General features: G+C 57.8%; 14 protein-coding genes. 4 read left to right on the top strand and 10 right to left on the bottom strand.

What is annotated here, in order from left to right:
• Positions 1–8: 8 nt before the first annotated feature.
• The 6 genes from ACFY9W_RS00465 to ACFY9W_RS00440 form a co-directional block, all read right to left on the bottom strand.
• On the bottom strand, positions 9–542 hold the full coding sequence (locus ACFY9W_RS00465; RefSeq protein WP_391124295.1) for a hypothetical protein: 534 nt from the start codon (positions 540–542) through the stop codon (positions 9–11).
• Positions 529–984 carry an NUDIX domain-containing protein gene (locus tag ACFY9W_RS00460; protein WP_391124293.1) on the bottom strand — a complete coding sequence of 152 codons (456 nt, stop codon included), beginning with the start codon at positions 982–984 and terminating at the stop codon, positions 529–531. Before ACFY9W_RS00460 ends, ACFY9W_RS00465 begins: the two co-directional genes overlap by 14 nt.
• Positions 981–1847 (bottom strand): UDP-N-acetylmuramate dehydrogenase, encoded by an 867-nt coding sequence (murB, locus tag ACFY9W_RS00455; protein ID WP_391124291.1) that lies wholly within the window; start codon positions 1845–1847, stop codon positions 981–983. Before murB ends, ACFY9W_RS00460 begins: the two co-directional genes overlap by 4 nt.
• Positions 1825–3123, bottom strand: a complete 1299-nt coding sequence (locus tag ACFY9W_RS00450; RefSeq protein WP_391124289.1) for a hypothetical protein — start codon at positions 3121–3123, stop codon at positions 1825–1827. Before ACFY9W_RS00450 ends, murB begins: the two co-directional genes overlap by 23 nt.
• A 1-nt stretch (position 3124) precedes the next feature.
• Complete coding sequence (locus ACFY9W_RS00445) at positions 3125–4063, bottom strand: GSCFA domain-containing protein (RefSeq protein ID WP_391124286.1); 939 nt, start codon at positions 4061–4063, stop codon at positions 3125–3127.
• A 475-nt stretch (positions 4064–4538) separates the two neighbouring features.
• Positions 4539–4943, bottom strand: coding sequence for an NUDIX domain-containing protein (locus ACFY9W_RS00440; protein ID WP_391124283.1), 405 nt, complete (start codon positions 4941–4943; stop codon positions 4539–4541).
• Between the two features lie 370 nt (positions 4944–5313).
• Here ACFY9W_RS00440 and ACFY9W_RS00435 point away from each other — a divergent pair, with 370 nt between their 5' ends.
• Complete coding sequence (locus tag ACFY9W_RS00435) at positions 5314–6810, top strand: diguanylate cyclase domain-containing protein (protein ID WP_391124280.1); 1497 nt, start codon at positions 5314–5316, stop codon at positions 6808–6810.
• Here the strand turns inward: ACFY9W_RS00435 and ACFY9W_RS00430 are convergent.
• Positions 6807–7283, bottom strand: a complete 477-nt coding sequence (locus ACFY9W_RS00430) for a PA2169 family four-helix-bundle protein (RefSeq protein ID WP_391124276.1) — start codon at positions 7281–7283, stop codon at positions 6807–6809. The genes ACFY9W_RS00435 and ACFY9W_RS00430 overlap by 4 nt on opposite strands.
• Positions 7284–7485: 202 nt before the next feature.
• On the opposite strand from ACFY9W_RS00430, the gene ACFY9W_RS00425 reads away from it, so the two are divergent.
• The gene (locus ACFY9W_RS00425; RefSeq protein ID WP_391124274.1) at positions 7486–7707 is read left to right on the top strand and encodes a putative quorum-sensing-regulated virulence factor; all 222 of its coding nucleotides are present in this window, start codon (positions 7486–7488) and stop codon (positions 7705–7707) included.
• A gap of 121 nt (positions 7708–7828) precedes the next feature.
• Here ACFY9W_RS00425 and ACFY9W_RS00420 read toward each other — a convergent pair whose 3' ends face one another.
• The 3 genes from ACFY9W_RS00420 to ptsP are packed head-to-tail and all read right to left on the bottom strand — an operon-like array spanning position 7829 to position 13365.
• Positions 7829–9568, bottom strand: a complete 1740-nt coding sequence (locus ACFY9W_RS00420) for a PTS fructose-like transporter subunit IIB (protein WP_391124271.1) — start codon at positions 9566–9568, stop codon at positions 7829–7831.
• A complete protein-coding gene (gene pfkB, locus ACFY9W_RS00415; RefSeq protein WP_391124268.1) occupies positions 9565–10512 on the bottom strand; it encodes a 1-phosphofructokinase in 948 nt (315 codons plus the stop codon). The genes ACFY9W_RS00420 and pfkB overlap by 4 nt, the downstream gene beginning before the upstream one ends.
• Complete coding sequence (gene ptsP, locus ACFY9W_RS00410; RefSeq protein WP_391124266.1) at positions 10513–13365, bottom strand: phosphoenolpyruvate--protein phosphotransferase; 2853 nt, start codon at positions 13363–13365, stop codon at positions 10513–10515.
• Between the two features lie 284 nt (positions 13366–13649).
• On the opposite strand from ptsP, the gene cra reads away from it, so the two are divergent.
• Positions 13650–14645, top strand: a complete 996-nt coding sequence (gene cra, locus ACFY9W_RS00405) for a catabolite repressor/activator (protein ID WP_391124263.1) — start codon at positions 13650–13652, stop codon at positions 14643–14645.
• Between the two features lie 2 nt (positions 14646–14647).
• Positions 14648–15424, top strand: coding sequence for a TatD family hydrolase (locus tag ACFY9W_RS00400; protein ID WP_391124260.1), 777 nt, complete (start codon positions 14648–14650; stop codon positions 15422–15424).
• The last annotated feature ends 97 nt before the right edge of the window (positions 15425–15521 follow it).

Here is a 15521-nt window from a genome sequence, read left to right as displayed (position 1 = left end):
ATCCTGATTTATCGTTTTACTGGTGAAGTCAAACCTCTGGCAAGATTAAGGCACCTGTAAGCTCGCAAACGATTTTTGTACTGCCGCCTGTAATGCTGAAGATCTGCTGTAAGATCTCCAGGACAAAAATAAAGGTTCTCAGCCATTTCGCATATTTTATAGTTCGGCCAGGGTTTGTTTGTTAATTGCAATAGCTTCGCAAAAGCGTTAGAGCCATGATAATGTAAATAAATGTATACGAATGCGGTGCTTCGGCTTACACCTGCGTGGCAGTGAAAGAGTATTTTTGTACCATCTCGGGCTTCTAGTCCGCTGATGTCTTTCATGTATTGTTTTACAACTGATGCCATGTGCTCAAGATTTGCGCTTTGCTCTTGATCATAGATCTCGTAAATAAAGTGCTTGGCTGGCTGATAATCTAAGTACTTTGTTATTCGAGTACCGGGATCAACAAAGGAAAAAACCACGTCAGGCGCCCACTCTTCGCAAGCGCTGCTTAGCTTTTGCAAGCAGGTGACTTTTAGATTGCTACCAGTGATCATTTAGGTTGTCTCCATTAAGTAATTCAGATATTCGACTTCTTGTGCTTGATGTAATCTCATCAGGTAGCCTGTTCAAATTGAACCAGCCAATGTTTTCTATTTCATGATGATCTTGAATCTTTGGGAACCCTGAAAAAGCAGTTACCTTGTAAAGTAAGACGTAGTCATGCTGATACCTCCATTTATTCAAGAGGGCGGACGCGAGCATAGGATTGGAAATTGTAAGACCTGTTTCCTCTAGTACTTCTCTGCAGACGGCCGCGCGCGGTGTTTCTCCGGATATTATCCCTCCTCCTGGCAAATGCCAGCCGACTCGATAAGTATGCTGTATTAAAAGGACTTGCTGCTTATTGTTAAATATTACGGCTTTAACACCTAGACTAGGGGATCCGAGGATGGACTTAATTTTGCTTGTTATATTTTCGAGGAAATAGAATTTCATATTATGATTTGTTCGAGATTGAGCGTTGTGTTGTATTCCCTAAAAACTGCGCCCTGTATATGTTGGGTTAGCGCTATCACATCGCCTCCAGTTGCCTGACAAATATTTACAATAAACCCACCATGAAGTTCGGATATCATGGCACCTCCAATTCGAAATCCTTTCATTCCTAACGCATCTATCATTTCACCCACTCTAAGTTCGTGACTTGGCCTTTTGAAAACGCTTCCGGCATTCGGTAAAATATATGGCATCGTCATATTGCGTTTGTTTAGAATGGTTTTAGCTGACAGGGCGACAGCTTGGTTAGGTGCACCTCGTATAAATTTAAATTTGGCTTGTATGATAATTTCTCTGCTTTCTTGAAATATACTGGCTCGATAAGAGCTCCTTAACTCATCCTTGTTATAAGTAGTGACCAAGAAGCTTTCAACATTGAAAGTTGTCACCTCTACTAATGCTTGATGAATATCGCAGTCGAAAGCTCCGGCATTCATGTAAATAGCCCCGCCGACTGTACCGGGTATTCCTATTAGTCTTTCAAGGCCTGCCAGATTTCTGTCAATTGATTCCTGGACGAGTGTCTGCAGGCGGACTGAGTTGCTTGCTGTGCATAAAGTGCCTTCCCAACTAATTTTCTTATGCATCCGCTGCATGAGTAAAAATGAAGTGTCGCAATAATAGTTGGATTTGCTAAGGATTATGTTGCTACCACCTCCAAGGATTATTCGATTTGTGCCCTCACTATGCGCCACTGCGGATTTCAGTTCCCTCAAGTTGGTTGGTGAGTACGTACGCTCTGCGCTTGAGTTAATACAGTAGGAATTTAATTCAGTTAGATCAGTTTTTTGTGGCGCTGTCATAAGTTATCTGACCTCCAAGTATTTGGGCGTTACTTATTATTCTCGAGTAGCCACGCAGTATTTGATTAAAGGCGGTGATGTTGATATGACATCCGCTGGAGATCGCTAATAGCACTATTGCCATTCCGCCTCGCAGATCTGGAGCAGATACGTTTATCGATATTTGGTTGGCCTTCTTTTTGAACCCCTTGATCGAAATCGTATTTTTCAAGCAGGAGATCTCTGCGCCAATTTTTCTAAGCTCATCAACATAATTTGTGCGGCATGGCATAACCATATCTCGAATTATATATTGTGAACTAAGGGTGCAACAAAGAGCGGCTAAGATAGGTTGCAGGTCAGTGGGAAAACCTGGATAAGGGCGCGCTGTGATTTCGAGGGACTGATGTTCGTCAAATACTCTGCCATCGATCAGTATGTCCCCCTCGCCTAAAAGGTAGTAAGCACACTTCAAATGATCCAAGATTTGAAGTGGCTCACCCATGAATTGAGTTGGGCAGTTTTTAAGCAGCACCAATTTTCTAACGGCCATCGATGCAAAAGCATAAGAGCTAGCTTCGATTCGGTCAAAAATGGGTTTGTGTTTGATTCCTTGAAGTGTTTGATTGCTGACGGGCACTACAATCAAGTCAGTACCGTTTCGCAAGATTTTTGTACCGGCCTTATTGAGAAAGGCTATTACATCATCAATTTCTGGCTCTAGGGCCGAATTCTGGATGGTTATTGTTGAGTTAATACTGCCAGTGGCACACGAAAATATTGCTTGAAGTGTAGTGCCAACAGATGGATATGGTAATTGTAGTGTTTTTATCGGCTCAGCAGTTTTGGTGCATGATATTTCATCGTCGTTATAGCTTACGGTGTTTCCGAGCTTGGTTAGGCATTCAATATGATAATCGAAGGGACGGTTGAGATCGCAGCCACCAGGAACCGAAACCTTGGCACTTCCGGTACGCGAACTCAATATACCAAGCAGCAATAAGCTGTAGCGCGTGTCTGAGCACTCTTTAAAACAAGCTTCGGAGTGAATAGGGCCACGTGCATCAATGATTAATCGATCTTTTTCTTGGATGCAGCGAGCACCTAGTTTGGATAGGATTGCAATCATGGTTTTAACGTCATCAATATGATCATCATCAATTTCTAGAAGAGTGACTCCTTCGATGAGTATGGAGGCTGCTAATAACGGAAGCGTTGAGTTTTTTGAGGGTGATATATGAATCGTAGGTATTAGGTTTAGATCGTAATTCAATGGCGTAAGAGTTGCCCTGTTCATATCAAACCTCCGGCACTACAAAATTGATATCTCTGTTGAAATGTTCAGTATTTTTTGCATAGATTGAAATGAACATCCGACAGACGGAATCCACTTTCTCTGCTGTAACATGCCTTCCATCATGCTGCCATGCCGCTGGCTGACCTGATGATTGAAAGAACATCTCAAAAGCAGGAAAGTATGAAACGCTCTCTAGCTCTGGGTGTTCATCAAATAATTCATGAATTGCAGCAACCAGATTCGATTTTGACCTGACATTTGCAATCCTGGGGTCGTAAGGTACACCGCTGGTTTTTAACGGTATTGGAGATACTGTAAAAATAATTGGCACTGCGCCGCGGCGTGCAGAGTGAATAACATTTATTATTTCAAGAAGGTCGGATTTAATTTCACTTACAGTCTGAAAGCGATTACGAAAGATTAATGGCTTATCAGAAATAATGTTTTGCAGAGGGGCCCGGTTTAAGTAATGCCAGTCATCTCCAATCTTCTGCTCCCAAATCTCGCTGAGACCGACGGTGATGATGAAGGCTGTGGAGTTCTTTATTGCGTTTTTTCCATGAATCTCTAGTTTGATCTGCTCCTCAGATAGCTCAAATTCGGAGTCCTTATTGATAGGGTGTCTCTTTGCGTCATGAAAACGGACCCTGCCATCACCTGATTCAACCGCCCAAGTAATGTTTTTCTGTATTCCATTCGCACAAAGCGACAGCTCATTAAGTATAGTTTTTGTATTGTAATGAAGCCCCCACTCGGGAGCTGTAGTACAGATGTTATGCAATGATATCCAGCGTGCGAAATTTACTGCAAAGCAGCTTCCAATTGATAGGATTTTCGAGCGCTCCGTTAGCCATCTGCTTGCATTTCTTGTCTCATATGGAGACTGCGTGGAATTGCTCCACCTTGCGCCTAGAAAATCCATGTCTTTATATTTCTTCATCGCTGCTCTCGGTGATCGTGTCGTAGGTTTTATCTGAGGAGTAGCTTGCGATACTGATCGTAGAACAAATTGCGATGAGAAATACGGTAAGTTGTCGTAGGAAAAGTCAACCAACAACGCAGGAGAATTCCCACAACCAGATTTTCTTGAATAATATCAATAGGTTATTAATTTGCTTTGATTTGTATCTCACGTGCTCGTATGACGACGCTTGAGATATTGCGCCTTCAGCAATATTCAGTGCGACCTAACAAGTACGAGGATCAACTGAGTGGGTTACTGCGCGCACAGGGTTCATGTGGTGTGCGATAGCAGCATTGAATGCGTGGGAGAGGTTAACTTGCGAGCAAAAAAGTCAATAGAGCCAGGTATGGGAGTGCTTGGTGCAGCTCTGGCCGGCAGAAGAAAGGGCTTCAAGCGGAGGTAGACTTATTCAGCGGAGATAATGGAAAGCGGGGATAACTAAAGCGCTCTCTTAGAACTTTCTGCTGGTAACGACTCCAGAAAAGCTCAAACAGTCATTGACGCGAATACTTTGGATTTCACTCAGGGAGGATACGGGGAAAAATTTGTATTCTGAATGCTCACTGCTCAGCGTTATTTTTGAAATTTCATTTATGTTGCAACGAAAGATAAAGGCCTGCGAGTTATAGTGCTTATGATAATATACGCCAGTCAGTGTTGCAGCGGTTATCGGCTGACTCAACTCCTCAAGACACTCTCTAGCCAATGCTTCATGAATAGTTTCCCCAATTTCTAAAGCCCCGCCGGGAAGCCCCCAAGAGAAGCATCCATAGTTCGCCTTTAACAGAAGGACTTCATTGTTTTCGTTAAGTATCACAGCATGGGAACTCAAGCGAAATGTATCGTCAAATGCCATGTGTCGAACCCTACGTCACTTAGAGAAATCATTGTCAGTAGATTAGTACTTGTCGCAGCTTAGTCAAACAAGAAAATGTTTTGAGTTATGACGAAAAAGTATCGGCGAAGGAATCAGCGGTGAAAGGTGCTCTGCACCATATGTTCGGCGCCTACGAAATAACCCTGTGGGAGCGGGCATGCCCGCGAACACCGGCGAAGCCGGTGCCATACACCGCGGCGCTTGCTTCGCGGGCAAGCCCGCTCCCACAGGGTTCGACCTGTAGCCGAGATACGGCCATGCGTGATTCCGTCGGACAAATCTTGTCCGACAATCCTTGCTTCCCTAGAATGTCGCCGCCGCGAATGGCCCTGCCCACGCAGTAGCGAGCATGCCCACCCGATTACCGCGTTTCGCATTCCTCAGGTCGCACCCCGAACTGACCCTCAATCTGGGCAGTTGCCTTGCCGTGCTCGCCATCGTGGCCATCGTCAGCTACCTGCTGGCGCGTGAGCGCGACAGCGTCGAACTGTCAGCCATTCGCTCGTCCAACAACATCGTCCAGCTGATCGAAAGCGACATCCTGCGTAACGCCGAACTCTACGACCAGTCGTTGCAGGGCCTGATCTGGGCCGTCGGGCGCAAGGAACTGCCGGAAATACCTGGCCCCTTGCGCCAGCGCCTGCTGTTCAACGAGGCCTTCGTCGACCGCAAGCGCGGTGATGTGCTGTGGCTGGACAAGCAAGGCAATGTGGTGGGCGACTCCACCAGCAGCGTGCCGCGCAAGGCCAATTTCGGCGATACCGGGGTGTTCAAGGCGCACCAGCGCAATGCCAACCTTGGCTTGCTGGTGGGCCCGCCGTTCAAGGCCAGGCTGGGTGACCTGGACTGGTGTATCAGCTTCAGCCGGCGCATCCCCGGCCCCGATGGCGAGTTTGCCGGTTTGGCGGCGGGGGCACTGCGCCTGTCCTACTTCAGCGACCTGTTCCAGCGCCTGGACATAGGCGACGACAGCAGTATCAACCTGTTCAATACCGACGGCCAGTTGCTCGCCCGCCAACCCTCGCGCCCGCAAGACCCGCTGATCGGCACCAACTATGCCGAGCGGCCCAACTTCCAGCGCATTATCAGTGAGCAAAGCGGCAACTTCACCGCCCGCTCCGGCACCGACGGCAGCCCGCGCATGTACACCTTCGCCCGGGTCGCGCAGTTGCCATTGATCGTACTGGTGGTGCATTCGGCCGACGAAGTGTTCCAGTCGTGGCGGCGCACCGCGATCCTGGTCAGCGTGGCCACCGGTGTGCTGTGCGTGGGCATTCTCTGGCTGACCCTGCTACTGGGCCGCGAACTGCGCCGCCGCCAGGAGGCCGAACAAGGCCTGGCAACCTTGGCCGCCACTGACAGCCTGACTGGCCTGGCCAACCGCCGCCGCCTGGACCAGGTGCTGCGCCAGGAATGGGCGCGTGCGCAGCGCAATCACAAGCCGCTGGCGGTGCTGATGGTGGATGTGGACCATTTCAAGGCATTCAACCAGCGCCATGGCCATGCCGGTGGCGACCATGCCCTGCGCGAAGTGGCCAAGGCCATCGAGGCGTGCATCCGCCGGCCGGCCGACCTGGCTGCGCGTTACGGTGGGGAGGAATTCCAGGTAGTACTGCCGGAAACCGACCTGGCTGGCGCACAGCTGCTGGCCGAGCGCATCCGTGCCAGTGTCGAAGCGTTGGCACCCTTTGCCGATGATGCCCACGCCGTCACGGTGAGCATCGGTATCGGCCTGTCTGGCACCCAGCACGACCTGACCCGGGTGCTGGGTGCCGCAGACGAAGCGCTCTACCGGGCCAAGGCCAAGGGCCGCAACCGGGTAGAGGCAGAGGGGCCTGACGCTTAGGAGCGGGCGCGGGCGGCGTTGCGCAGGGCCTTCACCTGGTCATGGTTGCGCTGCACGCCTTGCAGCTGTTTTTCCACCAGGCTGTAGGTCATGTCGCTGGCAGTGCGGCCCAGCTTGACCAGTTTTTCGCGGGCCTCTTTGTAGGCCTTCAGGGCGTGGTCCTCACCCCGCTCCACTTCGTTGAGCACCGCTTCTTCATCCTTGCCAGTGACCAGCGACTTGAGGTTGACCCAGCCACGGTGCAGGTCGCCGCTGATGCTGGTGGAAGTTTCCGGGTCGCCGCCCAACCGGCGCACTTCGCTTTGCAGTTCGCCAGCGGCGTTGGCGCACTCGCCGGCACGCTGGACGAAGAACGCTTTCAGCTCGGGGTTCTTCACATCATCGGCCGAAGTCTTGAAGCCCTTCTCGCCATCCTTGCTGTACTCGATCAGGTCGTTGAGCACATCAATCACGTCTTTGTTGGGGTTGCTCATGGTCGAACTCCTTGGCAGGTGATAGTCATCTGTAAGGGAGCAGTGTTCGTGCCAAGCTATCAAGTGAAAATAAAACCATTAAAATCAATAAGTTAAATCAAGAAGGCTAACGACACATGAGGGCGTTCTGCATGATCGCCGCTTGGGCGCTCGTGCAGATTGCAGTATGGTCGGCACTTTTGAACTGCCAGGTGCGCCGAAGATGAAACCGGAAACCCTCGAACTGCTGGTGACCCGGACCATGCCGTTTGGCAAGTACCAGGGGCGCATCATTGCCGACTTGCCGGGTGACTACCTGGCGTGGTTTGCGCGCAAGGGCTTTCCGGCGGGGGAGCTGGGTGGATTGCTGGCGTTGATGCATGAGGTGGACCACAACGGGCTGGGGGATCTGCTGGTGCCGTTGCGGCAGAAGCATGGGCGGTGACCTGTTCCGGCCTCTTCGCGGGCACGCCCGCTCCCACAGGTACTGCATGAACTTGAGGTTTGCAGGATCCCTGTGGGAGCGGGCGCGCCCGCGAAGAGGCCTGTAGCCCCTATGAAAATCTTTACCCTTTCACCGGCGCCACCGCCAACTCCACCTGCTCGCTCTTCTTGATCACCGCATACACCACTGCCGTCAGCAGGCTACCCGCCACGATCGCCAGCAAATACAGCAGTGCATGATTGATCGCATTGGGGATCAGCAGCACAAACAACCCACCATGCGGCGCCATCAGCTTGCAACCGAAGTACATCGACAACGCCCCGGTCAACGCCCCACCGGCGATACTGGCCGGAATCACCCGCAGCGGGTCCTTGGCAGCAAACGGGATCGCCCCTTCGGAAATGAAGCACAAGCCCAGCGCCAAGGCCGCCTTCCCCGCCTCGCGCTCGCTCTGGGCAAACTTGCGCCGGGCAAGGAAGGTGGCGATGCCCAGGCCGATCGGCGGCACCATGCCGGCAGCCATGGTCGCCGCCATCGGTGCGTAGCTGGACGAGGCCAGCAGCCCTACCGAAAAGGCATAGGCAGCCTTGTTGATCGGCCCGCCAAGGTCGACGCACATCATCCCGCCCAGCAATAGCCCCAGCAGGATGGCATTGGTGGTGCCCATGCTGTCGAGGAAGTGCGTGAGGCCTTCGAGCATGGCCGCCACCGGTTGGCCAACCACGTAGATCATCACCAGGCCGGTGAACAGGCTGGCCAGTAGCGGAATGATCAGGATCGGCTTGAGCGCTTCAAGGCTGGTGGGCAAGCGCGCCCAGCGGGCAATGGCTTTGGCGCTGTAACCGGCAAGAAAGCCGGCGACAATCCCACCGATGAAACCAGCGCCCAAGGTACTGGCCAACAGCCCGCCGATCATGCCGGGCGCAAGCCCCGGGCGGTCGGCAATGGACCAGGCGATATAGCCCGCCAGCAGCGGCACCATCAGTTTGAACGCAGCCTCGCCACCAATCTGCATCAATGCCGCCGGCAAGGTACCCGGCTCTTTATAGGCCTCGATGCCAAACACGAACGACAGGGCAATCAACAGGCCACCCGCCACCACCATGGGCAGCATGAACGACACCCCGGTGAGCAGGTGCTTGTACACACCGGTCTTCTCACCCTTCGCCGTGGTGGCTGGCGCCGCAGTGTCGGTAGCGCTTTCCACTTTCGCTTCAGCCAACGCTTTGTCCAGCGTTGCGCGAGCCTGCTTGAGCGCAATGCCGGTGCCACAGCGGTAGATCCGCTTGCCGGCAAACCGCGCAGTAGGTACTTCGATATCTGCGGCCAGCAGCACCACATCCGCTTCAGCGATAGCCTCGGCAGACAACGGGTTGCGCGCGCCCACCGAGCCCTGGGTCTCGACGGTCAGTTGGTATCCCGACTGCTGCGCGGCTTGCTGCAAGGCCTCTGCGGCCATGAACGTGTGCGCTACGCCAGTCGGGCAGGCAGTGACGGCAACGATGCGCGTGCCAGCGCTGTCAGCAACTACCGGGCTTGCCGGTACATCCGCCAGCAACCGGGCATTGGTGGCGGCTTCATCGAGGAAGCCTTCGCGATCAGCCAGCGCCTGCGAGGGCGTGCTCTGGTACACGCGCTTGCCGACGAAGCGGCCCAGGTCCACCGGGCCGGTGCTGACCACCAGCACCCAGTCGGCCTCGGCGATCTGCGCAGCACTCAGCTGCCGTTCCGGGTGCTCGGCATCCTGCACTTCTACACTGGTGCTCCAGCCGCGCCGCTGCGCAGCGGCAGACATCAGGCGCGCACTCAGCACACTCGACACCTGGCCGTTGGGGCAGGCGGTGACAATGGCAATGTTCATCGGCAACCCTCTTGTTGTTCTGTCAGTTGCACGGCGGCTTCCAGCTGCGCCAGTTGCTGGCGGTCACGGATGCCGAAGCCAACCTGGGTGACGGCCTGGGCGGCAATCGCGGTGGCGCGGGCCAACGTCTGCGCAGGGGGCTCGCCCTGCAACAGGCCATGCACCATGCCTGCGACCAACGAGTCCCCCGCGCCCACCGTGCTGGCAACCCGCACGGCGGGCGGGCGGGCGTGTAAAGCCAGGCCGCTGGCAAACCAGCTGACACCTTGCTCACCCGCAGACACCACCACGTGTTCGACGCCGCTTGCCAGCAGCCGCTCGGCGGCAGCACGCTGCTGCGCCGGGTTATCCACAGCCAGGCCAAGTACTTCGCCCAGCTCTTCGGTATTGGGCTTGACCAGCCAGGGTGCGCTTTGCAGGCCTGCACGCAGGGCTTCGCCGCTGCTGTCCAGGGCTACCCTGAGGCCTTGGGCCTTCAGTTGGTCAAGCAACTGGCGGAACCACTCGGCACTGATCCCGCGTGGCAGGCTGCCTGCCACCACCACGGCATCGTGGCCGGGGGCAACCTGTTCCAGCCGGCGCAGCAAGGCGCTGCGTGCCGCCTCGTCAACTTCCGGGCCCTGGCCGTTGATGTCGGTGACGCGGCCATCAGCCTCGACCAGCTTGATGTTGCTGCGGGTTTCACCGGGCACGCGCACAAAGCAGTCGGCAAAGCCGCGCCAGCCGATCAGTGCCTCGAAGGGCTGCAAGTTATCCTGCCCCAGGAAGCCGCCAACGGTCACGCTATGGCCCAGGTCGGCCAGCACCTGGGCAACGTTCAGCCCTTTGCCCGCCGCGTGGCTCTGTTGTGCCTGGTTACGGTTGACCTGCCCCGGGCGCAAGGTATCGAGGCCGATGGTGATGTCTAGCGCCGGGTTCAGGGTGAGGGTAAGGATCTTGGCCATTCAGTAACGCTCCACCAGCGCGCGAACCGCTGCGGCGCTGTCTTGTTGCAGGGCCCCGCGCGCCAGGGCGCGGGCCGTCTGGTGATCGGCCTGGCGAACCAGAGCCTTGACTTCGGCGATGCTGCGCGCAGAAACGCTGAGTTCATCCACGTCCAGGCCCAGCAGCACCGGCACCGCCTGAGGGTCGGCCGCCAACTCGCCGCACACACCTACCCACTTGCCGTGGGCATGGGCAGCACGCACGGTCATGTCGATCAGGCTGAGCACCGCCGGGTGCAGGCCGTCGGACTGGGCGCTAAGGCTCGGGTGGCCACGGTCGATGGCCAGGGTGTACTGGGTCAGGTCGTTGGTGCCGATGCTGAAAAAGTCCACTTCACGCGCCAGTTGCGCGGCCAGCAAAGCGGCCGAAGGCACCTCGACCATAATCCCCAGTTGCAGGTCGGCCACCGGTATTTCAGCCCGCAGGCGCTCGACCATGGCCCGCGCCTCGCGCCACTCGTGCACCTGGCCAACCATCGGGAACATGATGCGTAGCGGGCGCTGGTCGGCAGCGCGCAGCAAGGCGCGCAGCTGGGCTTCCATGATCTGCGGGCGCTGCAGGGTCAGGCGCACGCCCCGTACACCCAGGAAGGGGTTTTCCTCGGCGGCGATCGGCCAGTACGGCAGCGGCTTGTCACCGCCGACATCAAGGGTGCGCACCACCAGCGGCCGCCCGCCCAGGCCATCGAGCACGCGGCGGTACTCGGCCTCCTGGGTGGCCACGTCCGGGGCCTGGGGGTGGGCCATGAAAATCAGTTCGGTGCGCAGCAGGCCCACGCCTTCGGCGCCCTGTTCCACCACCTTGGCAATGCCGTTGCTGTCACCGATGTTGGCGAACACCTCGACAGCGTGGCCATCGCGGGTCACCGCCGGCTCGAAGCGGTTGGCCCAGGCAGCCTGCAGCCTTTGCTCGCGCAGGTCGCGCTCCGCCAGCGCCCGTTGCAGCTCATCAGCTGGCGGCGCCACGTTGACCACACCGCGCTGGCCATCGAGCAACAGCGGCGTGCCACTTTGCAGCAACAGTATCGACGCACCTGCGCCGACCACCGCCGGGATGCCCAACGCGCGCGCGACGATAGCACTGTGGGCGGTCGCGCCGCCTTGGGCGGTAACGATACCGGCAACCCGGCTTGGGTCCAGCCGCGCCACATCGGACGGGCCGACTTCGGTCATTACCAGCACGTAAGGTTGCTCGGGCTCGACCTGAGCCGGCACGCCACACAATTGCGCCAGCACGCGGCGGCCGATGTCGCGCAGGTCGGCGGCGCGTTCGGCCAGCAAGGCATCGTGCAACGCCTCCTGTTGGCGGGCTGCGGCTTCGATCACCGCCATCCAGGCAGCCGCGGCGCTTTCGCCTTGGGCAAGGCGCTGTTCGACATCGTCGGTCAGTGCCGGGTCGGCGAGCATTTCCTGGTGGGTGACGAAGATCTCGCCAATCGCCTTGTCGCTTCGCTTGACCAAAGCCTGCAGGTCGCTGTCTACCATCGCTATGGCCTGGCGCAGCTTTTGCCGCTCCAGTGCAGTGGACTCACCGCGTAGCGGGTAATCGATGTCACGCTCGACACACACATGCGCCGGGCCGCTGGCAATGCCGGGAGCAGCGCCCACGCCCTGAATGCGGCTACCGGGCACAGGGGCTTGCAGCACTTCGGCCGCGGGACTGGCCACGGCTGCCACAGGTTGCGCCAGCGGCTCTACCTCTTCACCCAAGCCTTGCTCAATGGCGGCCACCAGTACCGGTAAAGCATCGGCGGCAATGCCCGGCTCGGCCACCAGCTCCAGCGTCTGGCCACGGCGGGCGCCCAGGCTGAGCAGCTTGCTCAGGCTCTTCACCGATACCGCCGGCTGCGCGCTGTCGACCAGACGAACGCGGATTTCCCCCTCGAAGCCTTTGGCCAGTTGCGCCAGCACCTTGGCCGGGCGGGCATGCAGGCCATGCGGGTTGGCCAGCACGATGCGCGCGCTGGGCCAGTCCGCTGGTGCCTCGCCCCCCAGTACTTCGAGCACCGCACGGCTACTGGTGGCCTGGTAAAGCATCTGCCCACGGCCTTCGATCAGCACTTCGCACAGGCGCTCGAGCAGGGCCTGGTGAGCGGCACCCAGGCTGGCCAGGCAGAACAGGCCGTTAAGCGGTTGGCCGCGGTAACGCAGTGGCTGCTGCGGGGTGATGAACGCCAGGCCTGGTTGTCGCACCTGGCGCTCGCTGTGCAGCCACCACAGGCCCTCGCCCAGTGGCAGCGGCTCAGCCTGTTGCAGCACGGCGGCAAAGCCGCTGTCCACACAGTCGGCACGCTGCAGCAGGCGGGCACCACGCCAGGCCAGTTCGTCGAAGTCTTCAGCGGGCAGGTTCAGGCCGACCAGTTGTGCATCCAGTGCCAGTTCCTGAGGCGCACCTTGCAGCAGCTTGAGCAGCGCGTCGGCAGAACTGGCCCGGCGCAGCGCTTCGGCCAGGTCGGTCTCGCCCAAGGCGCGGGTCAGCAGTTGCAGCAGGCGCAGGTGCTCATCGGAGCGTGCGGCAATACCAATGGCCAGGTACACCTTTTGCCCATCGCCCCAGTCCACGCCCTCGGGAAACTGCAACAGGCGCACGCCGGTGGCATACACCAGGTCACGGGTTTGCGGCGTGCCATGGGGAATGGCGATGCCCTGGCCAAGGAACGTTGAGCCTTGGGCCTCACGGGCCTGCAGCCCTTGCAGGTACCCGTCGGCGACCAGGCCATCGGCAACCAGCCGCTCGGCCAGCAGGCGCAATGCCCCGGCTTTGTCGGCGGCCACCTGGCCCATGGCTATCTGCTCCTTGGCGAGCTCGAGCATGACCTTCTCCTTTTGCAGTTCCCGGTCGGGTACTGGAGTATTGTTGTGAAATTCACATGAAGGGCCAGTTCAACAGCCTTGCACAGATGGCAGCCGAGGCAGAAAATTCGGCAGCTGAAACGATTAATCTGACCAGACGGCCACGTTACTCGATAATCTGCCCGGTAAAAAGCCCCATCCTGTCGGACAATTGCGACAATGGTCGTCTGCGCGTGATGCCTGCGCTGGGTCAAACTACCCGGTCCGGCCTTACAGCCAGCCCCGGAAATAACAAGGAAAATTCGGTGAAACTCAGCGATATCGCCCGTCTGGCCGGTGTGTCCGTGACCACAGCCAGCTACGTCATCAACGGCAAGGCTGAACAGCAGCGCATCAGCAATACCACCGTCGAACGCGTGCGTGCGGTGGTCGAGGCCCACGGCTTCACCCCTAACCCGCAGGCCGCCGGCCTGCGCAGCCGGCACACCCGCACCCTGGGCTTCATTCTCCCGGATCTGGAGAACCCCAGCTACGCCCGTATTGCCAAGCAGCTGGAGCAAGGTGCCCGTGCCCGTGGCTACCAGCTGCTGATCGCCAGCAGCGACGACCAGCCCGACAGCGAGCGCCAATTGCAGCAACTGTTCCGCGCGCGCCGTTGCGACGCGCTTTTCGTAGCCAGCTGCCTGCCGCCAGAAGACGACAGCTACCGCGATTTACAGGGTAAAGGCCTGCCGGTGATCGCCATTGACCGCCGCCTGGACCCTGCCCACTTCTGCTCGGTGATCAGCGATGACCGCGACGCCAGCCGCCAACTGGCCGCCAGCCTGCTCAGCGCCGCCCCACGCAGCATCGCCCTGATTGGCGCCCGCCCTGAGCTGTCCGTCAGCCAGGCGCGTGCCGGCGGGTTCGAAGAAGCACTGCAAGGTTATGCCGGTGAAGTCCGCCGCTACCAGGGCGAAGCGTTCAGCCGTGAATGCGGCCAGCGCCTGATGCAGCAACTGATCGATGATCTGGGCGGCCTTCCAGATGCCTTGGTGACCACCTCGTACGTGCTGCTGCAAGGCGTGTTCGACACCTTGCAGGCGCGCCCTGCGGATTCTCGCCAGCTGCAACTGGGTACCTTTGGCGATAACCAGTTGCTCGATTTCCTGCCGCTGCCGGTCAATGCCATGGCCCAGCAACACGGTCTGATTGCGTCCACAGCGCTTGAACTGGCGCTGGCGGCCATCGAGGAGAAGCGCTACGAACCTGGTGTGCATGCCGTCGGCCGGACCTTCAAGCAGCGCATCACAGCGGCCTGAACATGCGCCTGATCGACACCCACACCCACCTGGACTTTCCCGACTTCGACGCCGACCGCCCGCGCCTGTTGGCCAACGCGGCGGCGCGTGGCGTGGAGCGGATGGTGGTACTGGGGGTGTATCAGGCGAACTTCCAGCGGGTGCTGGACCTGGCCAGCAGCGATCAGCGCCTGTTCGCCGCGCTCGGCCTGCACCCGGTCTACCTCGACCAGCACCGCCCGGAGCACCTGGTGCAGTTGCGCGAATGGCTGGGGCGCCTGCACGGCGACCCGAGGCTTTGCGCAGTGGGTGAGTTTGGCCTGGACTACTACCTTGAAGACCTGGACAAAGCGCGCCAGCAGGAGCTGTTTGAAGCGCAACTGCAAATGGCCTGCGACTTCACGCTGCCCGCCCTGCTGCACGTGCGCCGCAGCCATGCCCAGGTGATCGCCACACTCAAGCGCTACAAGCCGGCGCGTGCGGGGGTGATCCATGCCTTTGCCGGCAGTTACGAAGAAGCGCGTGAGTACATCAAGCTAGGCTTCAAGCTCGGGCTTGGCGGTGCCGCAACCTGGCCGCAGGCACTGCGGCTACGCAGGACCTTGGCGCGGCTGCCGTTGGAGAGTGTGGTGCTGGAGACCGATGCGCCGGATATGGCGCCGGTGATGTACCCGGGGGTTCGGAACAGCCCAGAGCATTTACCGGAGATTGCCGGGGTGCTGGCAGAGGTAATGGGGATTGATGCCGGGGTGCTGGCAGAGGCCAGTAGCCGCAATGCTTACGAGTTGTTTGGCTGGTAGGGTTTCTCGCCTGTGACGGCCTCTTCGCGGGTAAACCCGCTCCCACAGGGTCCGCGCCAGTTGTGAAAACTACGCCGTACCTGTGGGAGCGGGTTTA

It is taken from the genome of Pseudomonas sp. NPDC008258 (assembly GCF_042956345.1).
In the GTDB taxonomy this organism is placed as follows: domain Bacteria; phylum Pseudomonadota; class Gammaproteobacteria; order Pseudomonadales; family Pseudomonadaceae; genus Aquipseudomonas.
This window is presented reverse-complemented; position numbering and strand designations above follow the sequence as displayed.

Coding starts and splice junctions, on each gene's coding strand:
- ACFY9W_RS00465 (WP_391124295.1), bottom strand. CDS start 542: ATGATCACTGGTAGCAATCTAAAAGTCACCTGCTTGCAAAAGCTAAGC.
- ACFY9W_RS00425 (WP_391124274.1), top strand. CDS start 7,486: ATGAAACCGGAAACCCTCGAACTGCTGGTGACCCGGACCATGCCGTTT.
- ptsP (WP_391124266.1), bottom strand. CDS start 13,365: ATGCTCGAGCTCGCCAAGGAGCAGATAGCCATGGGCCAGGTGGCCGCC.
- ACFY9W_RS00435 (WP_391124280.1), top strand. CDS start 5,314: ATGCCCACCCGATTACCGCGTTTCGCATTCCTCAGGTCGCACCCCGAA.
- pfkB (WP_391124268.1), bottom strand. CDS start 10,512: ATGGCCAAGATCCTTACCCTCACCCTGAACCCGGCGCTAGACATCACC.
- ACFY9W_RS00450 (WP_391124289.1), bottom strand. CDS start 3,123: ATGAACAGGGCAACTCTTACGCCATTGAATTACGATCTAAACCTAATA.
- ACFY9W_RS00400 (WP_391124260.1), top strand. CDS start 14,648: ATGCGCCTGATCGACACCCACACCCACCTGGACTTTCCCGACTTCGAC.
- ACFY9W_RS00420 (WP_391124271.1), bottom strand. CDS start 9,568: ATGAACATTGCCATTGTCACCGCCTGCCCCAACGGCCAGGTGTCGAGT.
- murB (WP_391124291.1), bottom strand. CDS start 1,847: ATGACAGCGCCACAAAAAACTGATCTAACTGAATTAAATTCCTACTGT.
- ACFY9W_RS00460 (WP_391124293.1), bottom strand. CDS start 984: ATGAAATTCTATTTCCTCGAAAATATAACAAGCAAAATTAAGTCCATC.
- ACFY9W_RS00440 (WP_391124283.1), bottom strand. CDS start 4,943: ATGGCATTTGACGATACATTTCGCTTGAGTTCCCATGCTGTGATACTT.
- ACFY9W_RS00430 (WP_391124276.1), bottom strand. CDS start 7,283: ATGAGCAACCCCAACAAAGACGTGATTGATGTGCTCAACGACCTGATC.
- ACFY9W_RS00445 (WP_391124286.1), bottom strand. CDS start 4,063: ATGAAGAAATATAAAGACATGGATTTTCTAGGCGCAAGGTGGAGCAAT.